Source organism: Bartonella sp. CL71SXKL (genome assembly GCF_042194935.1).
In the GTDB taxonomy this organism is placed as follows: domain Bacteria; phylum Pseudomonadota; class Alphaproteobacteria; order Rhizobiales; family Rhizobiaceae; genus Bartonella.
Genome location: NZ_JBHINI010000007.1, coordinates 73,447 through 95,738, shown reverse-complemented (window position 1 = coordinate 95,738; position 22,292 = coordinate 73,447). Strand labels below are relative to the sequence as shown.

Sequence of the window (22,292 nt, the reverse complement as noted above, 5' to 3'; positions counted from 1 at the left end):
TTATGAAGAGGCTGAAAAACAAATGCTTTTCATCTTATGAGTGGATGATCGCTTTTCGTTATATGATTCCCAATAAAAAACATGTCGTTGCATCTGTTATTTCAATTATTTCTCTTATTGGGATTATGTTGGGCGTATTTGCTCTGGTTGTTGTTATGGCGGTGATGAATGGCTTTCGTACAGAACTTCTCAATCGTATTCTTGGTATGAATGGGCATCTTATTATTCAAACAGTTGATTCTGGTTTTTCTGATTATAAGACTCTTATTTCTTCTTTAGAAACTACAAATGGTGTGAAGTTTGCTTTACCTGTTATTGAAGGTCAAGCGCTTGTTCAAGGTGAAGTTCAAGGTGGCTCTGGCGCATTAGTTCGTGGTATGCGCAAACAAGATCTAGAAAAGCTTAAAACAGTCTCTCAAAACATTAAATTAGGATCGATTTCTCGGTTTGATCAAGAAGAAGGTGTTGCAATTGGAAGTGGCTTAGCAGAAAAATTAGGACTGACAGTTGGAAGAGATATTCGTATTATTACTCCAGATGGTGATGAGACTCCTTTTGGCGTTACCCCACGTGTGAAAGCTTATAAAGTCGTTGCTATTTTTGAAGTTGGTATGTCTGAATATGATTCAATATTTATCTTTATGCCTCTCCATGAAGCACAAATGTTTTTTAATTTGGGAGATAAGGTTCAGTCTTTGGAATTATTTCTAAATGATCCTGATGCTGTTGATCAAATAAAACCTGTTGTAGAAAAAGCAGTTGAACAACAGGTCTATTTAATTGATTGGCGTACACGCAATCAGGCTTTTTTTTCAGCCTTACAGATTGAACGAAATGTTATGTTTTTCATTCTTTCTCTGATCGTTCTTGTTGCTGCTTTAAATATTATTTCAGGGCTGATTATGCTTGTAAAAGATAAAAGTCATGATATTGCAATTTTACGCACGATGGGGGCTCAACAGAGTGCGATTTTGCGTATATTTATCATTACAGGAATGATGATTGGTTTTATTGGAACTATATTGGGTTTAGTTTTAGGTGTTATCGCGACCGCGAATATTAATCATATCCAAGATTTTATATCTTGGTTATTTAATGTCGACGTTTTTAATCCTCAACTTTATTTTTTAACAAAATTGCCTGCACAAATTGAGTGGAAACAGACCATCTTGGTTGCTATGATGGCTTTATTCTTGTCGTTTCTTGCTGCTCTTATTCCGGCATGGCGTGCTGCTAAGCTAGACCCCGTACAAGCTTTGAGGTATGAATAATGACAGCTATTTTAGAGCTTGTAGAGATTGAAAGACACTTTTTCGAGAGCCATAAGCCGCTCATTGTTTTAGATAAAGCGAATTTTATTCTTAATCGTGGAGAGCTTGTCGCACTTGTTGCACCATCTGGTGCTGGAAAATCAACACTTCTTCATATTGCTGGATTATTAGAAAAACCAACAGCTGGTGATGTGATGTTACGGGGTGTTTCTTGTGCAAAGCGCTCTGATAGTGAGCGAACAGCTATAAGACGGAATGATATTGGTTTTGTTTATCAATTTCATCATTTACTTCCAGAGTTTACGGCGTTAGAAAATGTCATGATACCGCAAATGATAGCAGGATTAAAAAAATCTATAGCAGAAGATCGTGCGCGCAAATTATTGACGTATCTGCGTGTTTCTCATCGTGCGAACCATCGTCCCTCAGAGTTATCGGGAGGAGAACAACAACGTGTTGCTATTGCACGTGCAGTAGCAAATGGCCCTTCGGTTCTTTTGGCTGATGAACCTACAGGAAATCTTGATCCAGTAACTTCAGCTTATGTCTTTCAAGCTTTATCTATCCTTGTTCGTCAGTCTGGTCTTTCTGCTCTTATTGCAACACATAATTACGCTTTGGCTAAGCAAATGCATCGTCGAATTACACTTAAAGAACAAAAGATTATAGAGCTTCCTTAAAGCAAGGTACAAATTTTATACGACTAATTGAATAGTTTATATTACTTTATTCAAGGAGATTTTTTATGACAGTTTTTGTCGTTGACAAAAATCAATTAGATGCTCGTCGTCGTCGATTGATTTTTCGTGCATGGCATCGCGGTATTCGTGAAATGGATCTCATTTTTGGACATTATGTCGATGCTCATATTACTGGGATGAATGATAGAACGCTCTCTGAGCTTGAGTATATTATGTCTTTTGATGATCGTGATTTACTGACATGGATTACTGGAGAAATTTTGCCCCCCTCTGAGGTTGATAGTCCACTTTTTCGTGATATTGCCAATTATCGTACTTGCTTAAGTTATTAATCCTGATGCCTATATTTAAAAAAATTGTTATTCCCAAAAATAATTCTGTTCGTATGATTTTAGATGGCGTTACTGATGGATTTGAAGCCTTTGCGCTTGCTAAATTAAGTTCAGAAATTGCACAAGGTAAACCGCTCCTCTATGTTGTCCGTGACGGAACAAAAATTGTGCATTTACAACAAGTTTTAAATTTTATTGAGCCAAATTTACCCGTACTTCAATTTCCTGCATGGGATTGTTTGCCTTATGATCGTGTGTCACCAGGAATTGCTGTTATGGCTCGTCGACTATCAGCATTGGCACACATAGCAAATTTACGTAAAGATCCACATCCTGCAATTATATTAACAACAGCAAATGCGATTATGCAAAAGCTACCTCCTCGTGAAATGATAGAAGCTCAGCTTATTCACGCACGTGTTGGCCAGCGCAATAACATGGGAAATCTTATTCAATTTCTAGAAACTAATGGTTTTGAACGCGTTACGGTTGTCCGTGATGTTGGTGAGTTTGCTGTAAGAGGAGGAATACTTGATATCTTTTCTCCGATGGATGTTGAACCTTTACGTCTTGATTTTTTTGGAGATACCCTAGAAAGTATCCGCGTATTTGATCCAGAAAATCAAAGGACAACAGGCCAAAAAACTGAACTTTTATTACAGGCAATGAGTGAGGTTGTTCTTACACCAGAACGTATCAGTCGTTTTAAAAGCAATTATACCCGTACATTTGGTGTATCACAAAAAAATAACATGCTTTATGAAGCAATTTCTCAAGGTCGGCGTTTTGCCGGTATGGAACATTGGCTTCCATTTTTTTATGAAAACCTTGATAGCTTTTTTGATCATTGTGGCAAATTACCGATAGTTTTTGAGCATCTCATAGAAGAAGTCTTCATTGAGCGCTATCGTCTTATTGAAGACTATTATAACGCGCGCAAAGAGCGCGAAAATGATGAAAAAAATTCTACTTCTTATCATCCAATAGATCCTAGTCTTTTCTATTTAACGCCAGAGCGTGTTTTGGAAGATGTGCAACAATCTTCACAGCGTATTGATTTTTCGCCTTTTAATGTTCCACAAAGTTTGGAACAAACTGTTATTCACACCAATGTTAAACAAGGATATGATTTTGTAAAAGAGCGTAATGCGCAGGAAAAAAATGTTTTTTCAAGTGTTATTGATCATATCGCATCTTTACGCGCTGCTGGTAAAAAAGTGCTTTTAGCGTGTTGGAGTGAAGGATCTCTCAATCGTTTGCTACAAGTTCTCGACGAGCATGGATTGAAAAAAATAGATGTTGTAAAATCCTTGCAAACTGTCAAAGCAACCCCACGAGATCGCATATTAGCAGCGGTTATCATGATAGAACATGGTTTTGAGGCTGAAGATTTGGCTATTATAGCAGAGCAAGATATCCTTGGCGATCGTTTTATAAGATCACCAAAGCGGCGTAAGAATAATACAAATTTTATTTCTGAAATTTCTGCTTTAAATTCTGGTGATATTATTGTGCATATCGACCACGGTATTGGCCAATTTGTTGGTCTTAAAACCATCAGAACCACTGGAATTTTACGAGACTGCCTTGAAATTAGATATGCTGGAGGTGATTTACTCTTTTTACCTGTTGAAAATATTGAGCTTCTCTCACGTTATGGCTCAGAAGGAACAGAGGTAACTTTAGATAAACTAGGGGGTGTTGCTTGGCAAGCACGTAAAGCTAGGCTTAAAAAACATTTATTGGAAATGGCAGGGCAATTAATCCGTATAGCTGCAGAGCGTATGACTCGTGCTGCGCCTGCTTTACTTCCACCAGTTGGACCATTTGATGAGTTTGTTGCTTGCTTTCCCTATGAAGAAACGGAAGATCAAATGAATGCAATTGATGCTGTTTTGGACGATCTAGCCTCAGGTAAGCCGATGGATCGCTTGATATGCGGTGATGTTGGTTTTGGAAAAACTGAAGTAGCTATTCGAAGTGCTTTTGTTGCAGCATTAAATGGATATCAGGTTGCTGTTGTTGTACCGACAACTTTGCTTTCACGTCAACATTACAAAACATTTATTTCGCGTTTTCAAGGATTACCGGTTAAAATTGGACATGCTTCGAGGCTTGTAAAAGCGAAAGAACTTGCACGAGTAAAAAAAGGTGTTTCAGATGGTACAATCGATATTGTCATTGGAACCCATGCATTATTAAGTGGTGCAGTTAATTTTTTACGGTTAGGCCTTCTTATCATTGATGAGGAACAGCATTTTGGTGTCAAACACAAAGAGCGTTTAAAAGAGCTTAAAAGTGATATTCATGTTCTCACACTTTCAGCAACTCCCATACCACGCACTTTAGGGTTAGCTTTATCGGGTGTACGTGAACTTTCATTGATAACAACCCCCCCCATTGATAGAATGGCGGTTCGTACTTTTATTTCACCCTTTGATGCACTTGTTATACGAGAGACCCTGCTTCGAGAATATTATCGTGGTGGACAAAGTTTCTATGTTTGTCCTCGTATTTCTGATCTGGCTTTTGTAGAAGAATATCTCAAAACACATGTGCCAGAACTGAAATTCGTTGTGGCTCATGGACAAATGCCGGCTGGACAACTTGATGATATCATGAATGCATTTTATGATGGACAATATGATGTGCTGCTATCAACAACCATTATTGAATCAGGTCTTGATATTCCAACAGCCAATACCCTAATTGTGCATCGTGCTGAGATGTTTGGTCTTTCTGCCCTTTATCAGTTACGTGGTAGGGTAGGACGTTCAAAACAACGTGCGTATGCTCTCTTTACATTTCCTGCTGGTAAAGTTTTAACAACTGCTGCTGATCGTCGTCTTAAAGTGTTACAATCTCTTGACACCTTAGGGGCCGGTTTTCAATTGGCAAGCCATGACATGGATATCCGCGGTTCAGGAAATTTTTTAGGTGAAGAGCAATCGGGGCATATCAAAGAAGTTGGATTTGAACTCTATCAAAAAATGCTTGAAGAAGCTGTTGCTGAATTAAAAGATGGAGAGCTAAATGAAGATAAGCAATGGTCACCTCAAATTTCTCTTGGTACAACAGTGATGATACCAGAAAGTTTCGTGCCTGACTTATCATTACGTATGGGACTTTATCGTCGTTTAACAGAACTTGATGGTTTAGAACAAATTGATGAATTTGCAGCGGAGTTAATTGATCGCTTTGGTCCTTTGCCCCTTGAGGTTCAACATCTTCTTAAAGTCTTTCATATTAAAACATTGTGTCGAAAAGCACATGTAGAAAAATTAGATGTTGGACCAAAGGGGATTGTCATACAGTTTCGTAATAACTATTTTGCAAATAGTGTTGCTCTTGTTCAGTGGGTGGGAAAACAAGGTTCAATGGCAAAAATTCGACCAGATCAAAGTATTGCTCTTATTCGTGATTGGTCCACAGCGGATGAAAGGCTTGTTGGAGCAGCGAATATTATGACACAGCTTGTCGAAATGGCAGAACAACATTCTGTTTAAAAAATTTCTTTATTGTTTCAGAACTGTTACTCATTTTTATAAAATCATTCTATAAAAACAAACAGTTATTGATTTTGTATAAGAATAAAATTTAAGTTTATAATAAAGAACCCTTTATATATTTATTTGGTTTTTATTATATACGTATTGATATAATGAAGAAAATAGATTAGACGGTTGGACCGCATTAAATAGCACTTTCAATATAATAAGCTAATAAGCTCCTGTAAATTTTTTAGAAAGAATTTAGGTAAAGATAGCATGCTTTCTTCATTACAAAAGTGTCTAACTATCGTTTTTTTATTACTCACTTTAATACATGGCGTAAAAAACGCTTATGCTGAGTTATCTTCTGATGAACAATACCAACATTTAAAAAACAAAAGAAAGAATATTAAAGAGAGCATACAATTTATTGAAGAAAGTATATCTCATTTGGATATTTGGGAAAAAAATATTTCTAAAGCAGAATACTATGAGCGTTTACAGGAACGGAATAAGTTATATAAAAAACTGAAAACTCTGAAGGATGAATATTATAATCTTGGTTCGAAATTACAGGATCTAGCTGAAAAAAAACAAAAAATTATCTCTAGAATACATATAGCGAGAGAGTATGAAGTAGGGGAGTATGAAGAAAAGTTGATTAAAGCAAAAGACTATTTAAAAAAAACTCAAACGTTTAATGAATGGGGAATGAATGAGAAAAGTGGAGGTGATGATGAGATAATGAAAAATTATCTCATGTTTATTATTGCTTGCAATACGTTAGCGGATATATTGCAAAGTGATATAGGTGCTATTTTGCGCAAAGATTTTGATTGGAAAGATAAAGATTTTAGTTGGGCTAAAGGCGCAAATAATTCAATAAGTCCTAGTTTAGTCAGGGATATTAAAGAATTACTAACAGATGGCTCTTATAGTTATGAAAAACAAATATTTGACGATATAAAAAATAGTCTTACAGAAGATAATTGGTTTGTAAAAAGTGCACCTAAGCTTTGTAATACCATTAAAGAAGTACATAATATAATGCTTCCAAACAAGAAAAAGAATATTATAGATCGTATGCGTTTTCATGTTGAAGAATTATTCAATTAAAAATTATTTATTTGATTTATGTTGAATTATATTCAAAATAGAAAAATACTTAATTTTTCGTAACATTATAGTTTAGAAAATTCATAAAAAATAATGCTATGAGAATATCCAATTAAAAATTTACTTATACAAATACAGAGAAATTAAGATAATATACTAAATAATAGTTAAAATATATTTTAATTTTTTGTTTTTAATTATTATTTATAATAAAGTAATCTTATACACATAATATATTATCTGTTATTCTTATCATATAAGACTTAATATATATATATATTAAATAATAAACTCATATATTTTTTTATGTTTTCTTTTTATGCATAATTTTTTGTGCTTGTAGTTTTTTATTTTTATCTGATTAATTATTTTAATGACGATACATCTCATATCATAAATATTGTTTCATTAATACGATAAGAGAAATATTTTATAGCTCTAAATTGTGTTATATAGGAAAACAAAATGATACTTTGAATTCATTTTTTCTTAAAACTTAAATCATTAACGATTTATATCTTTGATGTTGTGAAAGCTGAAAAGAATTTATCATTTTAGAAGCTTCTTTTATTTGAGAAATAACTTAAAATAAATTGATAAAAGCTACATTTTTTATTCACGTTATAAAGCTGAGAGATGATATTTGTACAGAGATGCAATAATAGATGTATAATATATGAGCATAAATTTATTATGGCTTTAGGCACGTGAGATGATTCATAGGGGGGGCCTTTGTTCAGTAGTTTTATCTATAAAACTAACTCCGCTTGTGATGTACAAGTGGATAAATTTTATTGATTCAATATAAGAGAGGTTTGCGCTATTAGGATCTTTCATACAATATAGAAATAGAAAAAAGATAAATTATTATTATAAATTAATATGTTATTATATTTTAAGAAAGTTTATTATAAATAAAATATTTTCAGCAGTTATAGATTTTCTCTCTAAGAAAATGTGTTGTTTAATTAAGAAAAAAGCACTTCTTTAGTAACGTATTTTTAAACTAAACTTTTTAGTTAAACGCTATGGAATATAAAATTTTTATTACAAAAGCGTATCACCATTGTTTTGTAAACAAGGGAAGAAAATTGTTCATTAGCAAAAAGTTCTCTTACAATTATGCAGAAATTTTAGACAATCAGTGGTTTTAATTCATTAAATGTTTCAATAATATCGTAGATGATTTTGTTTTTGTGTATCACACGAGGCACATAAGGAAAACAGTAAAATTTATCTGATATTTTGGAGCTTCATGCATTGCAACAACCTGTTGCTAAGGCTCTATAAGCTTAACATGAAGAGTAATAAATGTAAAAAGTTTAATTAGTAAGTTTTTTAGAGTAGTATTAGACTTTATTTTAATTAATATTGCAATATTGATTCGTTTGTGTAATCTTAGTTTAAATGCACAGAGGTATTTTATAGATAGATTATATCAAATACCAATGTGATGAAGAGGGGAATTATATGGGTGTATAAAAATAGAATGGCTCATCGTATTTTTTCTCTAAATTTGACTTTTTTTTTTATATTGAAGTAAAAATAGTAAAATTAATTGTTATTTCATTATAATTTAATAAATTTAAGTTGGAATTACATTTAATATTTTTTTTAAAGTTACTTAAGAGCGCGTTGAAAGGATTAACTTAATCATGTCGCATAAAAATGTTTATTCTGCTGTTTCAGTATTAGTTGGAGCCGCTGCCCTTTTTCTTATAGCTGGTATTTCTGCAAATGCGCAAACTTTATCACAAGGTTGGTACAAAGTTTGCAGTAAGCAGCATGATGTTGATATTTGTAATACAATGAATACTGTATTATCGAATACGGGACAACCTTTAACGGCTTTTAATCTTGTTGAAATAAAAGGGAAGCAAAATGAAAAACGTATAGGTATTCAAGTACCTACTGGGCGTTTTTTGCCAGAAGGTGTTCACATTAAAATCGGTGACGAGTTCTCTAAAAAAATTCCTTATATTATTTGTAATGGACCAAGTTGTATTGCTAATGATGTCTTAGATGATAAGCTTATAGCAGCTATGAAAAGTGGAACAAAAATGGTTGTAACCACAGTTAATTTTCGTGGTTCAGCTAATCCTATTGAATTTTCTCTTAATGGGTTTACAGCAGCCTATACCGGTCCTGGTATGGAGGAAAAAGATTTCCAACAAGAACAAATAAAGCTGCAGCAAGCCATTCAATCAAAGCAAAAAGAAATTGAAGAGCGTATGCGGGCTGAGCAAGAAAAAGCAAAACAAAAGTAATAAACCCACACTATAGAATTGGTTGAAACGTTTTCTATAATTGTTTATTTGAACCGCCACAGTTTTCTGTGGCGGTTTTTTAATCCTTAATTTTTCGAAAGAATTCTGCGTTTCCACCAACCAATACGTTCAGTTTTGGAAGAATCATTAGGCGTTGATGAAATAACAACGGATTGATTAATTGTTTCTTCAATTTGGGAAGGAGAGGTTTCTACAACTTCCTCCATCTCGATTACAGTTTCTTGCTCTAATATTTTTTGTATTTGCGTCTCTTTAGAAGATGATTTTTTACGTGTTCCACGTGTTGATTTTTTACTCTTTTCAAGAGCTTTATCTTCTACCTCATGAATAGATTTGTCTGCTTTTTTTGTTTTAGCTTTACGCATCGAACTGGTTGTAGGTTTTTCTTCAAGAGATTTTTGTTCTGCAACATTTTGATCATTCTCTAAAGAAAGCTGATTTTCTACTACTTTTGAAGAACGTGTTTTACGTTTTTTAGGTTTAATACTTGTATCAATTTTTTCAGATTCACCCTGTTGTTGTATATCTAGAGCTTGTGTATTATTTGTTGTTTCTTCAAGTTCAAAAGATTTAGTAGGCGAAATACGACGTTTGCGATGCGCTGCTTTAATTTCTGCCAAAGCTTTCTTAGCAAAATCTCCCACTGGTTCTGCGTAAGGAACGCGAATCTGATGAAAACTATTATCTTGATTGCGTCGACCACCACGACGTCCTCGACGACGTCCTCGACGATAAGAATCATCATTCAAAGTATCTTCTTTTTTATGAACGTTGGAGAGAGAATGATCAGTAATTTCACCGTGACGATTTTTACGCCTACGCTTTTGGTTTGTTTCAATGGGAGAAGGATTTTCAATAGATTCACTCTTTATGAAAATAGAATCTTCAATTTCTTGCTCATTGGCATCTTCCAATGAAGATCGAGAAATGCTCTCTGCTATTGAGCCTTTAGAAATAACAAGATGTTGCGTTCCAATACTATCATCTGCTTCAATACTAATATTAAGCTTAAAACGAGCTTCTAAATTAACAAGAATGTTGCGTTTATGATTTAATACATAAAGCGCTGTTGCTACGGGTGTGCGCACGATAATATTATATTGCGAATTATGAAGAAGATATTCTTCAATTGAGCGCATGACATGTAACGCAATGGATGATTCAGAACGTATATTTCCTGTTCCTGCGCAATGCGGGCAGGGCTGTGTTGTACTTTCTAAAACCGATATGCGAATACGTTGACGACTCATTTCTAAAAGGCCGAAGTGTGAAATATGACCTACTTGAATACGAGCACGATCGTTTTTTAAACAATCTTTTAATTTTTTTTCGACCAGCTTCACATTGCGTTCTTCAAGCATATCAATAAAATCAATCACAATTAAACCAGCAAGGTCACGCAAGCGTAATTGCCGCGCTACTTCTTCAGCAGCTTCAAGGTTAGTTTGTAAGGCTGTCTTTTCGACAGAGAATTCTTTCGTGGAGCGGCCAGAATTTACGTCAATAGCAACAAGTGCTTCTGTTTGATTAATAACAAGATAACCACCAGATTTTAAAGAAACTTGTGGTTGCAACATTTTATCAAGTTGAATTTCAATATTATTTCTTGCGAAAATGGGTGTAGGATCACGGTAAGGTTGCACAACTTTTGCATGACTTGGCATGAGCATACGCATAAAGTCTTTCGCTTCACGATATCCTTGGTCTCCAGAAACAAGAATTTCACTAATGTTCTTATTGTAAAGATCTCGTATAGAACGCTTGATGAGATTGCTTTCTTCATGGACAAGGCATGGCGCCGTTGACTCGAGTGTCAAAGTGCGAATAGTATCCCATAACCGCATAAGATATTCATAATCACGTTTAATTTCAGCTTTTGTTCTATTGGCACCAGCAGTTCGTAAGATAACGCCCATACCTTTTGGAACAGCTAATTCTTTTACGATTTCTTTAAGACGCTTACGGTCTTGTACGTTCGTAATTTTTCGTGAAATACCACCACCACGTGCTGTGTTGGGCATTAGAACAGAGTAACGACCTGCTAGAGATAAATATGTTGTAAGGGCAGCACCTTTATTACCACGCTCTTCTTTGATAACTTGTACCAACAAAATTTGACGTCGTTTAATGACTTCTTGAATTTTATACTGGCGCCCTTGTTTTCTTTGATAAATTGGGAGCTCTTCACGGATGTCCTCAGCACCGACCATTTCGATCTCATCATCAGAGATATCGGCATTTAATGCTTCTTCTGTATTATCAATTATTGTCGCTTCAGATGTGATGTCACTTTCAATATCGGCTGCAATGACATTGTTTTTTCCATTTTTTTTTGTTCTTCTGGAGCGTTTTTTATTTTTAGTTGCTTCTTCCGTAAAGGTATCTACAGAATTTTCTCCTATAGCTGCTTTTTCCTCTTCTTCAAGAAGAGCAAGTCGATCAGCAATAGGAATTTGATAATAATCAGGATGAATTTCAGAAAATGTTAAAAAACCATGTCGGTTTCCACCATATTCAACAAAAGCTGCTTGGAGAGACGGTTCTACACGCGTAATCCGTGCGAGATAAATATTCCCCTTGAGCTGTTTTCTATGTTCTGATTCAAAATCAAGTTCTTCAATTTTGTTGCCGTGAACAACAACAACACGAGTTTCCTCCGGATGGGAGGCATCTATAAGCATTTTGTTTGACATAAGTTAATATCCTGAAGGCGACATGCACAATTTTATTCAAACGAACGCTATAACTATTCGTAAACATAAAAGGCTGTCTGCCATAAAAGGGAGGTACCAGAAAAACAGGACGGAACACCACGTGCAGAGGCATGACTGCATTTACACTATTTCTCATCATTATTTCCATCTGTTTTTTATGACTCATATTTCTTAAAAGTCTCCGGTAAAATAATCTTTAAAACAGTTCGGATATCCGAACCAACGAATCTTAAGTAATGCAATCCTAATATTATAACATAGAAATTTTTCATCCATAAAAAAGTCTCAACGCATAATAGGCAAAAAACCTCTAAAGACAACTTAATATGAGTTACAGATAATTTAGATGACTATTATCAGCTAGGAAGCATAAATATTCTTTTATGTTGATATCATGCGTTTGGCAAGTAACAATGTAAATCATGTATAATTATAATATCTTTATGACCTTAATTTCGTTTTTGGGTGTTTATTTAGCTTTTATTGAAAAATAGAGAATAAATTGGTGTATCATTTTATATAACCAAGATAAATTATTACAAAGGTAATGTAGAGTATTTTGCTTATGATAAGAGTTTTTTTTACCAAAAAGCTGAAAACAGCTTATGGGGATGTTATTGTGCTCGTCACATACTTTTTATTATCTTTTTTTCTACTCCAAACCAGTGTTCAAGCCGCAGATCCTCTGAGACTTATTAATTTTCGAACCATTGGTGATAGTGTTCATACGCGTATTATTGCGGTTTTTAATTCAAAACCAAATGTTCGTTTACAGATTTTGGACAGGCCAGCACGTTTGGTTATCAATTTACCTACAATTGACTTTTCGATGCAAAATACGCCTTTAAAGAAACGGAATACATTATCCGTTATGCTTTCAGATGTACGTTATGCTTTCTCTGATATACAGACTTCACGCATTATTTTGACAAGTAAAACGGCTTTTGTGGTTGAAAAAAATGTCGTAAAAAAATTAAATAATGGTTTATGGCAGTTGCTGATTGATATTCGTAAAAGTACACAGGAAAAATTTGATGAGATATTAAAAAAACAGCAAAGAAGCAATTTTGATACAAAAACACAGTTAATGCCAGCATATAATTTCCGTGTTGTTCTTGATCCTGGTCATGGTGGTATTGATGGTGGTGCACGGGGTGTTACTGGAATTTTAGAAAAAGATGTGACTTTAGACTTTGCGCGTGCATTGCGAGACGAATTACAAAAGGATTCTCATATTACCGTTGCTTTAACACGAGATTCCAATATTTTTTTAAGACTAAGTGAAAGAGTTAAAAAAGCGCAAGAGTTTGATGCTGATCTTTTTATATCTATTCACGCGGATACGATTGATTTACATTCTCTTCGCGGTGCTACAGTGTATACCATATCAGAAAAAGCCTCTGATGCCATTGCAAAATCTTTAGCTGAAAATGAAAATAAAGTTGATTTGCTTGATAGTTTGCCTGCAGATGAAACGCTCGAAGTTACAGATATTTTGATGGATCTTACACGACGTGAAACACATACATTTTCGGTTAATTTTGCAAATAGTGTTATTTCAAGTTTATCAAAGAATCATATTAACTTGATTAATAACCCACATCGGTATGCTAATTTTCAAGTTTTAAGAGCTTCAGATATACCCTCAGTCTTGATAGAGATAGGTTATTTATCCAATAAAGAGGATGAAAAGTTACTAAATGATCCTCATTGGAGAAAACAAATGGCAGCCTCTATTGCTCATTCTATTCGTCAATTTGCTGATTATAGGCAGAAAATGATACAGCCTCTTTAAATTTGTGAGAAAATAGAGTATCAATATGGGCTTCTAGTGTACCCTAGTATAAATAAAAGATAGAAAACAATTTCTCTTGATCTCAATCTTGTGGTGATATCCACTTGGTGTGTTTGAAGTAACGTATTTTTTCTTTAATTAATTCTTAAGAAAGCGATAGCCGTTTTTATGATAATTTTTTTAAGATATCTTCTTCGTTTTTTTATTGCTATTGGACTTTGTGGTGCAATAACGTGGGGTGTTATGACCAGTGGTCAAGCAAATGCACTCCCTGATTATGAAGTTCTTTCACTTTATGAGCCGCCGGTAATGACCCGCGTCCATGCTTCTGATGGCCGTCTTATGGCAGAGTTTGCAACAAAACATCGCCTCTATTTACCGATTCAATCAATACCAAAGCTTGTTATAAATGCTTTTATTTCGGCTGAAGACAAAAACTTTTATCATCATTTTGGTTTAGATCCTGAAGGACTTTCTCGAGCTTTGATCAATAATATTCGTAATATTGGTTCTGGAAGACGTCCAGAGGGTGCATCAACTATAACGCAACAAGTCGCTAAAAACTTCCTTTTAAGTTCAGAAACAACGTTAGAACGTAAATTTAAGGAAGCTATTTTAGCAATGCGTATTGAGAAAACTTATTCAAAAGATCATATTCTCGAACTTTATCTCAATGAAATTTATCTGGGTCGTGGCACTTATGGTATAGCAGCTGCTTCTTTGACTTATTTCAATAAATCCGTCAATGACCTGACGCTAGAACAATGTGCTTATTTGGCTGCTCTTCCAAAAGGACCAGCAAATTATGATCCATTTAAGAATACACAACGTGCTATTGATCGGCGTAATTGGGTTATAGACCGGATGATTGCAAATGGATATGTAACGCGTGAACAAGGTGAAAAAGCAAAAGCTAAACCTTTAGGAGCGACAATACGTGGGAGTGATAGCTATGTTTTTGCGGCTGATTATTTTACTGAAGAAGTGCGGCGTCGTTTAATACATCGCTATGGGGCTAAAACACTTTATGAAGGCGGGCTTTCCATTCGTACAACGCTTGATCCGCATTTACAACTTATTGCGCGACGTGCTTTGCACGATGGATTAATTAGATTTGATCATGCGCAAGGATGGCGTGGAGCTTATGCGCATATTGATGAGAAAAGTGATTGGGGGACAGAACTTGCAAATATCACAGGGCTAAGTGATGTTCCTGAATGGCGTTTAGCTGTTGTTCTTTCTACTAATCCCAACAAAGTAGAGATTGGTTTACAGCCACAGCGCGAAGCTTCAGGTATATTATCAAAAAAACGGGAAATTGCTGTTTTATCTGAAGCTGATTCAAAATGGGCACTCCATGTTGTAAAAGAAAATGGTTATCAAAAAACTGTTCAGAGCTTATCTCATGTTCTGCAAGTTGGGGATGTCATTTTTGTTGAAAAACTACCCAATACAAACAATACTTATCGTTTACAACAAATTCCAAAGGTTGAAGGTGCAATTGTTGCTATGGAACCTCATACAGGGCGCGTTCTTGCTATGGTGGGAGGATTTTCTTTTGCCGCATCTGAATTCAATCGTGCAACCCAAGCTTATCGCCAACCGGGGTCTGCTTTTAAGCCTTTTGTTTATGCAGCAGCTCTTGATAACGGATATACACCAGCATCCGTTGTTTTAGATGGCCCCATTGAAGTTCGTCAATATAATGGTGAAGTTTGGCAACCCAAAAATTATGGAGGTACCTTTGCAGGACCTTCAACATTGCGTTATGGTATTGAGCGTTCTCGTAATCTTATGACAATACGGCTTGCCAATGATATGGGAATGCCTCTTGTCGCTGAATATGCAGAACGCTTTGGGATCGTAGATAAATTGCAGCCTTATCTTCCCATGGCTTTAGGGGCTGGCGAAACAACAGTATTACGAATGGTTACAGCTTATTCAGTTATTGCCAATGGGGGACGCTCTATTAAACCTTCTCTGATAGACAGAATTCAAGATCGTTATGGGAAGACAATTTATCGTCATGATGATCGTATTTGCGAAAATTGTAATACGCATTCATGGAATAATCAAAGTGAGCCCACATTGATTGATGAAAGAGATCAAGTTCTTGACCCTATGACGGCTTATCAGATTACATCGATGATGGAAGGGGTTGTTCAGCGTGGTACTGCGGCACGTTTACGTTATCTTAATCGACATATTGCTGCTAAAACAGGAACAACCAATGACTCTAAGGATGTCTGGTTTATGGGATTTACTCCTGATATTGTCGTTGGTATTTTTGTCGGTTATGATCAACCAGCTCCGTTAGGATATAATGGAACAGGAAGTTCATTAGCTGCGCCTATTTTTGGTGATTTTATGGCAGATGCTCTTAAAGGGAAGCCAGATGTTCCCTTTAAGATGCCAAAGGGCATGATTTTAATGCCAATTAATCGAAAAACAGGAATGCTTGCCGAAAGAGGAGATCAAGATGTTATTATAGAAGCATTTAAACCAGGGACTGGTCCTGCTGATATATATCAAGTTATTGGGAGTACAAATTCTTTTCAAGAAGGTGTTCCTGCAGTAACGACTTCTCCACAAGTCAACAAAGCACTTGAAAGTGGGACAGGTGGGCTGTATTAATCGACAAAATCTCCTTTTGCCATGAGTCATGGTTTTTATCTCTTTTTTACAATGTCGGTTCTGTAAATAGAGTGATAGAATTGTACCATTTTCTGATAGCAGCTATTAAATTTGTATAAAATGCTAAGAGACACAACCAAAAAGAGTTTTTAAAAATACGGTGTTAAATTATGCGAGCAGAAATAGAAACATTAGTTGATGAAATCCAGAAAGCAATACAATTGCTAAGGGGGCATCTTTGACTGGGATCAATCACTAAAGCGTCTCGAATATCTTAATCAAAAAGCAGAAGATCCATCATTATGGGATGATGCACAACGAGCACAGGATATGATGCGTGAGCGTCAACGTCTTGATGATTCAATCAATGGTCTTTTATCATTTACAAAAACACTTGAAGAATGCATTGAGCTTATTGCGATGGGCGAAGAAGAAAGTGATGTTGAAATTATCGCTGATGCAGAAAGATCAATACGTAATCTTAAAAATGAGATAGATAAAAGGCAAATTGATGTACTTCTTTCAGGAGAAGCAGATCCGAATGATACCTATTTAGAAGTTCATGCTGGAGCAGGGGGAACAGAAAGCCAAGATTGGGCTTCTATGCTCTTACGTATGTATATGCGCTGGGCTGAACAGCATGAAATGAAGGTTGAAATTTTAGAAATTCATGATGGAGAAGAAGCAGGAATAAAGTCAGCGACTATTCTTGTAAAAGGGCATAATGCTTATGGAATGTTAAAAACAGAATCAGGCGTTCATCGTTTAGTGCGGATTTCTCCATTTGATTCGAATGCAAAGCGCCATACCTCTTTTGCAAGCATTTGGGTTTATCCAGTTATTGATGACAATATTGAAGTTGATGTTTCAGAGGCAGATGTGCGTATTGATACATATCGTGCATCGGGAGCAGGAGGACAACATGTTAACACGACAGATTCTGCTGTTCGCATCACGCATATAAAAACGGGTATTGTTGTTCAATGTCAAACAGAGCGCTCTCAACATAAAAATCGCGCTACGGCTTGGTCGATGTTGCGTGCACGGCTTTATGAAGAAGAGCTTAAAAAAAGAGAAGAAGAAACCAATGCTGCTGAATCTTCTAAAACAGAAATCGGATGGGGACATCAAATTAGATCTTATGTTCTTCAACCCTATCAGCTTGTCAAAGATTTGCGTACAGGAATTGAAAATACGGATCCACAATCCGTACTTAATGGTAATTTAGATGCATTTATAGAGGCAGCACTCGCACGGCGCATTTATAAACAAGACAAAAAAATTGAGGATATTCGTTAATTATATATCCTTCCTTCAAGCCATGTAGATTTTTTCTTAAGCTGTTCGTTTTATTGATGTTGTGATGTTACGATAGTCCTTGATACTTTAAAGGTTTAAAGAGGGATTTTCTTGTTTCTTTCTTCATTTTTTTTCTCACACGCCAATTCTGCTTATGATATTGCAAGTGATAGGAAGAATCTGAAATAAGAAAAATTTGGGATATTCGGGGGACTAATATAAATGTAAAACAATTCATTATCCTTATAAATCAATATATTGTAAAAATTGAATCCGTTGAAAAACTAAAATCAATTAAGGAGGATAACTTTTGCTTTTTAAGGCAAATCAAACACTCAATTTACAAGTTACCATTATGATATAAAAGTGTTGCAGTAGCTAAAACATTTTCAGCATGCCCAGATACGCTTACTTTACGCCATTCTTCTGCTATTATTCCATTTGCATCAATTAAAAAAGTGCTCCGTTCAACTCCCATATATTTGCGTCCATACATGCTTTTCTCAACCCAAACACCATAAGCTTCGAGGGTTGTTTTTTCTTCATCAGAAACCAAGATGACATCAAGTTCATGTTTTACTTTAAATTTATCATGTTTTTTTACATTATCTGGAGAGATTCCAATAACAGAAACACCGATTTCATCAAATTTCATCTTTAATTTTGTGAAATCAAGTGCTTCGCTTGTGCAACCACTGGTGTCATCTTTTGGATAAAAATATAAAACAACAGACTTTCCTTTAAAGTCAGAAAGACATACCATCTCTCCTCCATCGCGCGGCAAATTAAAATCAGGAGCAAGAGCACCTTTCATTGGTCTTGTCATTATTTTCATCTTTCTTTCTTGTGTAACAGGTATAAGATATCAGAGTACACAGAAGAAAAGAACTATTCAACTCTCTAGAATATTATTGTTTTGAAGAGACCTTTATTTCCTAACAAAACTCGCCCTATCACAACAATTGAATTGAAAGAACAAGGTCGACAACATAAACAAAACAGCAAAAGATTATACTGGTTTCATCACAACATGTTTTTTCTTACCAAAAGAAAGTTTAACGGTTCCTTCTGCACTGACATCCCCTTCAATAATAAGATGTGTTTCATCCTCAATAATTTGATCATTTACACGGACCCCCCCACCTTGAACGTGTCGGCGTGCCTCACTATTAGATCTAGCGAGTCCTGCTTGTACTAAAAGAGTGAGCAATCCAACACCTTTTTTTAATTCTGAGGCATTAATTTCAACAGTTGGAAGATTTTCTCCTAGAGTTTTTTCTTCAAACGTCTTGCGAGCTGTTTCTGCTGCTGCATCAGCAAGAACACGTCCATGCAACATTGCTGTAATTTCTGTTGCAAGAATTTTTTTTGCTTCGTTAATTTCTGTCCCTTGTAATAGAGAAAGTTTAAGAATCTCATCCATTGGCAATGGAGTATAGAGCTTTAGAAATCGTGTTACATCAGCATCTTCTGTATTGCGCCAGTATTGCCAAAATTGATAAGGTGAAAGCTTATCCGCATTCAGCCATACAGCCCCATTCAATGATTTACCCATTTTGGCACCGGAAGAGGTTGTCAGCAATGGTGATGTTAACGCATATAATTGCGGTGTTCCTAAACGATGCCCTAATTCGATTCCGTTAATAATGTTGCCCCACTGATCAGAGCCCCCCATTTGCATACGCAATCCATAACGTTTATAAAGTTCAACAAAATCATAAGCTTGCAGAATCATATAATTAAACTCTAAGAATGACAAAGAGTGCTCACGCTCAAGTCTGAGTCTAACGGAATCAAATGACAACATACGATTGACAGAAAAATGTTTTCCTACATCACGCAAAAATTCTAAGTAGTTTAAATTGCATAACCATTCCGCGTTATTCACAATACAAGCATCGGTTTCTCGGTCACCGAATGTCAAATAGTTAGCAAATACCTTTTTAATACCATCAATATTTTCAGCAATATCATTTTGTGTCAGAAGGCGTCGCGCTTCATCTTTGAAAGAAGGATCACCAATCAATCCGGTTCCTCCACCCATTAAAGCAATGGGGCGATGACCTGTTTTTTGTAACCAATAAAGCATCATAATCTGAAGAAGACTTCCAGCATGTAAACTCGATGCTGTTGGGTCAAATCCAGTATAAGCGCTTACAGTTTCTTTTGAAAAAAGATCATCTAAGCCTTTTTCATCTGAAATTTGGTGGATAAAACCACGTTCGCTCATAATGTGTAAAAAATCAGATTTAAAGGCAAACACAGATTTAATTTCCTAATTTAAGAGTGCATTATTTTATAGAATAGGCGATTATATAATGAGTTATTAATGCGTTATCTATCATAACTGACACACACCTCACAAGAGAAAGAGACATATTGGTAACATAAAGATAATAATACAGGTATTATTTCCTTTTTACGTTAAAAAAGAGACTTATCAGTGATAGAAAACAGGTATGCTGTTATTCTCATTTCTATCCTGAAATAAAATTTAGAAAAATTTTAAATGCAAACTGAAAAAATTACTTTGTTATGATCAGAAACGACTTTTGCTAATTTTTTATAAATCTATCGTATTTTCCTAAGTTAGTGAAAGTATTTCAGGAGGAGGAGCGAGAAGTTCATTGGAGATATGGTTATCCAAATAGTGGGCACATCGCTCAATAAGTTCTTCATGACATCCACTGAAAAAGTGATTAGCCTCTTCTAATATTTCTTGTGTGATGATGATACCTTTTTGTGTTTTTAATTTATCGACAAGTATTTGAACATCTTTTGGAGGGGAAACTTTATCGATACCGCCATGAATGATAAGCCCAGAGGAGGGACAAGGTGCAAGAAATGAAAAGTCATAAACATTAGGCTGAGGGGCAACTGAGATAAATCCCTCAATTTCCGGTCGGCGCATTAAAAGCTGCATACCAATCCATGCTCCAAATGAATATCCTGCTACCCAACAATTTTTAGAGTCTGGATGTTGTGTTTGCACCCAATCGAGAGCAGCAGCAGCATCTGAAAGTTCTCCTATTCCATAATCAAATTCACCCTGACTACGACCAATACCACGAAAGTTAAAACGTAAAGTTGTAAATCCACGTTGTTGGAACATATAAAAGAGGTCATAGACAATTTTATGATTCATAGTTCCACCAAATTGGGGATGAGGATGCAAAATAATCGCAATGGGTGCATTTTTTTGTTGTGAAGGTTGATAACGTCCTTCGAGCCGACCCGCAGGACCGTTAAAAATAATTTCTGGCATAAAATGCTCCTTAAATGCAATAAAAGGCTTTCATTGATCTTGGTCGACTTTTACCATAGAATCTCTTAAATAATTATTAGATATTCTTTTTTTAGTGCACTTTTCAAGAAAATTGCGCTATTTTTTTAATCAATTCATAAGATTAATGATTGCGATGTAAAATGGTTATAAAACGCCGATATTTTGATCATAACGCAACAACACCACTCAAAAAAGTGGCACGAATAGCGTTACTGGAATCTTTAGAAATATTTGGTAATCCATCATCTGTTCATAAGGAAGGGCGTGCGGCTAAAACTTTGTTGCAAAAGGCTCGTCGGCAAATCGCTGAAAATCTTAAAACAGATCCAGATCACGTGGTATTTACCTCTGGTGCGAGTGAAGCCGCAATGACTTTGTTAACACCCTTTTACAATATGGGGAATGCAAAAGTTAAATTTTCTCGTCTTTACCTTGGAGCGACTGAACATCCCTCTGTGGCAGAGGGAGGACGTTTTTCTAAAGAGTTGATAAGCGTCATTGCTGTTGATCAAGATGGGCTCATACAACAAGATAAATTAACATCACTCTTAACGGTTCATGATAAAACAAAAGGTTTACCTCTTGTTGCTATTCAAGCTGCAAATAGTGAAACGGGTGTTATTCAACCATTAACAGAAATCGCCGCTATTGTTCGGGATTTAGGAGGCACTCTTATTGTTGATTTGACACAATATGTAGATAAAAATTTTGTGGATATTAATCAGCTAGGAGGAGACTTTTTTATATTGTCTGCACATAAAGTTGGCGGTCCGAAAGGAATCGGTGCTTTTGTTTCATGTGGTAATCTTCTCATGCCACACCCTCTTATTATTGGGGGAGGACAAGAAAAAGGTCTCCGTGGAGGAACAGAAGCATTGCCCCTTATTGCTGCTTTTGGGGCAGCAATGACTGATTGCTTCACACAGGAGGAAATAAAACAGTTAATATATTTACGCAATAAATTAGAAAATGGACTACAAAGTATAAGTAAAAATGTTGAGATTTTTGGCAAAAGAGTTCAACGTTTGCCAAATACAACTTACTTTACCGTGAAAAATATAAAAGCTGAAACGATGCAAATTGCTTTTGATTTAGAAGGGTTTTCTTTATCATCCGGCTCTGCTTGTTCTTCGGGAAAAGTAAAACAAAGCAAAGTGTTGGAGGCAATGGGGTATCATGTTCCAAATGGTGCCATTCGCATTTCGCTAGGGCGTGGCACAACTTCTGAAGATATTGATGATTTTCTGTCGTTTTTTTCTCAAATTATAAGCAGGAAAAAAGGGGACGATTTATCATCAGAAAGTTATAAAAATTAGAATTATTTTAAAAATAAAATAAGTTTGATTGAAATTTTTGCACTTTACC

General features: G+C 35.4%; 14 protein-coding genes. 10 read left to right on the top strand and 4 right to left on the bottom strand.

From position 1 onward, the window contains the following. Positions 1 to 2: 2 nt before the first annotated feature. The 6 genes from ACFILA_RS05425 (at position 3) to ACFILA_RS05400 (ending at position 9,178) form a co-directional block, all read left to right on the top strand. Entirely contained in the window at positions 3 to 1,271 is a 1,269-nt protein-coding gene (locus tag ACFILA_RS05425) for a lipoprotein-releasing ABC transporter permease subunit (RefSeq protein ID WP_273791270.1), read from the top strand. Next, positions 1,271 to 1,951, top strand: a complete 681-nt coding sequence (locus tag ACFILA_RS05420) for an ABC transporter ATP-binding protein (RefSeq protein WP_273791269.1) — start codon at positions 1,271 to 1,273, stop codon at positions 1,949 to 1,951. The genes ACFILA_RS05425 and ACFILA_RS05420 overlap by 1 nt, the downstream gene beginning before the upstream one ends. A 65-nt stretch (positions 1,952 to 2,016) precedes the next feature. Continuing rightward, the gene (locus tag ACFILA_RS05415; protein WP_273791268.1) at positions 2,017 to 2,304 is read left to right on the top strand and encodes a succinate dehydrogenase assembly factor 2; all 288 of its coding nucleotides are present in this window, start codon (positions 2,017 to 2,019) and stop codon (positions 2,302 to 2,304) included. A gap of 5 nt (positions 2,305 to 2,309) precedes the next feature. Next, entirely contained in the window at positions 2,310 to 5,810 is a 3,501-nt protein-coding gene (gene mfd / locus ACFILA_RS05410; RefSeq protein WP_375660786.1) for a transcription-repair coupling factor, read from the top strand. Positions 5,811 to 6,071: 261 nt separating this feature from the next. Continuing rightward, positions 6,072 to 6,911, top strand: coding sequence for a hypothetical protein (locus ACFILA_RS05405; protein WP_375631150.1), 840 nt, complete (start codon positions 6,072 to 6,074; stop codon positions 6,909 to 6,911). A 1,655-nt stretch (positions 6,912 to 8,566) separates the two neighbouring features. Continuing rightward, positions 8,567 to 9,178, top strand: a complete 612-nt coding sequence (locus tag ACFILA_RS05400; protein WP_273791265.1) for an invasion associated locus B family protein — start codon at positions 8,567 to 8,569, stop codon at positions 9,176 to 9,178. Between the two features lie 86 nt (positions 9,179 to 9,264). Here ACFILA_RS05400 and ACFILA_RS05395 read toward each other — a convergent pair whose 3' ends face one another. Continuing rightward, positions 9,265 to 11,892, bottom strand: coding sequence for an Rne/Rng family ribonuclease (locus ACFILA_RS05395; protein ID WP_375660785.1), 2,628 nt, complete (start codon positions 11,890 to 11,892; stop codon positions 9,265 to 9,267). A 586-nt stretch (positions 11,893 to 12,478) separates the two neighbouring features. Between ACFILA_RS05395 and ACFILA_RS05390 the strand changes: the two genes are divergently transcribed. The 3 genes from ACFILA_RS05390 (at position 12,479) to prfB (ending at position 17,641) form a co-directional block, all read left to right on the top strand. Beyond that, entirely contained in the window at positions 12,479 to 13,708 is a 1,230-nt protein-coding gene (locus tag ACFILA_RS05390) for an N-acetylmuramoyl-L-alanine amidase (RefSeq protein ID WP_375660784.1), read from the top strand. Between the two features lie 168 nt (positions 13,709 to 13,876). After that, complete coding sequence (locus tag ACFILA_RS05385) at positions 13,877 to 16,342, top strand: penicillin-binding protein 1A (protein ID WP_375631148.1); 2,466 nt, start codon at positions 13,877 to 13,879, stop codon at positions 16,340 to 16,342. A gap of 170 nt (positions 16,343 to 16,512) precedes the next feature. After that, positions 16,513 to 17,641, top strand: a protein-coding gene (prfB, locus tag ACFILA_RS05380; RefSeq protein WP_273791261.1) for a peptide chain release factor 2 whose coding sequence is annotated in 2 segments (ribosomal slippage) — positions 16,513 to 16,581 and positions 16,583 to 17,641 — 1,128 coding nt in all. Because the reading frame shifts where the segments join, the coding sequence is not laid out codon by codon here. A 340-nt stretch (positions 17,642 to 17,981) separates the two neighbouring features. Here the strand turns inward: prfB and ACFILA_RS05375 are convergent. From ACFILA_RS05375 to ACFILA_RS05365, 3 genes are all read right to left on the bottom strand, one after another. Beyond that, entirely contained in the window at positions 17,982 to 18,467 is a 486-nt protein-coding gene (locus ACFILA_RS05375) for a peroxiredoxin (protein ID WP_273791260.1), read from the bottom strand. A gap of 183 nt (positions 18,468 to 18,650) precedes the next feature. Further along, positions 18,651 to 19,904, bottom strand: coding sequence for a tyrosine--tRNA ligase (gene tyrS / locus ACFILA_RS05370; protein ID WP_375631146.1), 1,254 nt, complete (start codon positions 19,902 to 19,904; stop codon positions 18,651 to 18,653). 321 nt (positions 19,905 to 20,225) lie between these two features. Continuing rightward, positions 20,226 to 20,906 carry an alpha/beta hydrolase gene (locus tag ACFILA_RS05365; RefSeq protein WP_273791258.1) on the bottom strand — a complete coding sequence of 227 codons (681 nt, stop codon included), beginning with the start codon at positions 20,904 to 20,906 and terminating at the stop codon, positions 20,226 to 20,228. Positions 20,907 to 21,067: 161 nt separating this feature from the next. Here ACFILA_RS05365 and ACFILA_RS05360 point away from each other — a divergent pair, with 161 nt between their 5' ends. Continuing rightward, positions 21,068 to 22,243 (top strand): cysteine desulfurase family protein, encoded by a 1,176-nt coding sequence (locus ACFILA_RS05360; protein WP_375660783.1) that lies wholly within the window; start codon positions 21,068 to 21,070, stop codon positions 22,241 to 22,243. Positions 22,244 to 22,292 lie beyond the last annotated feature (49 nt).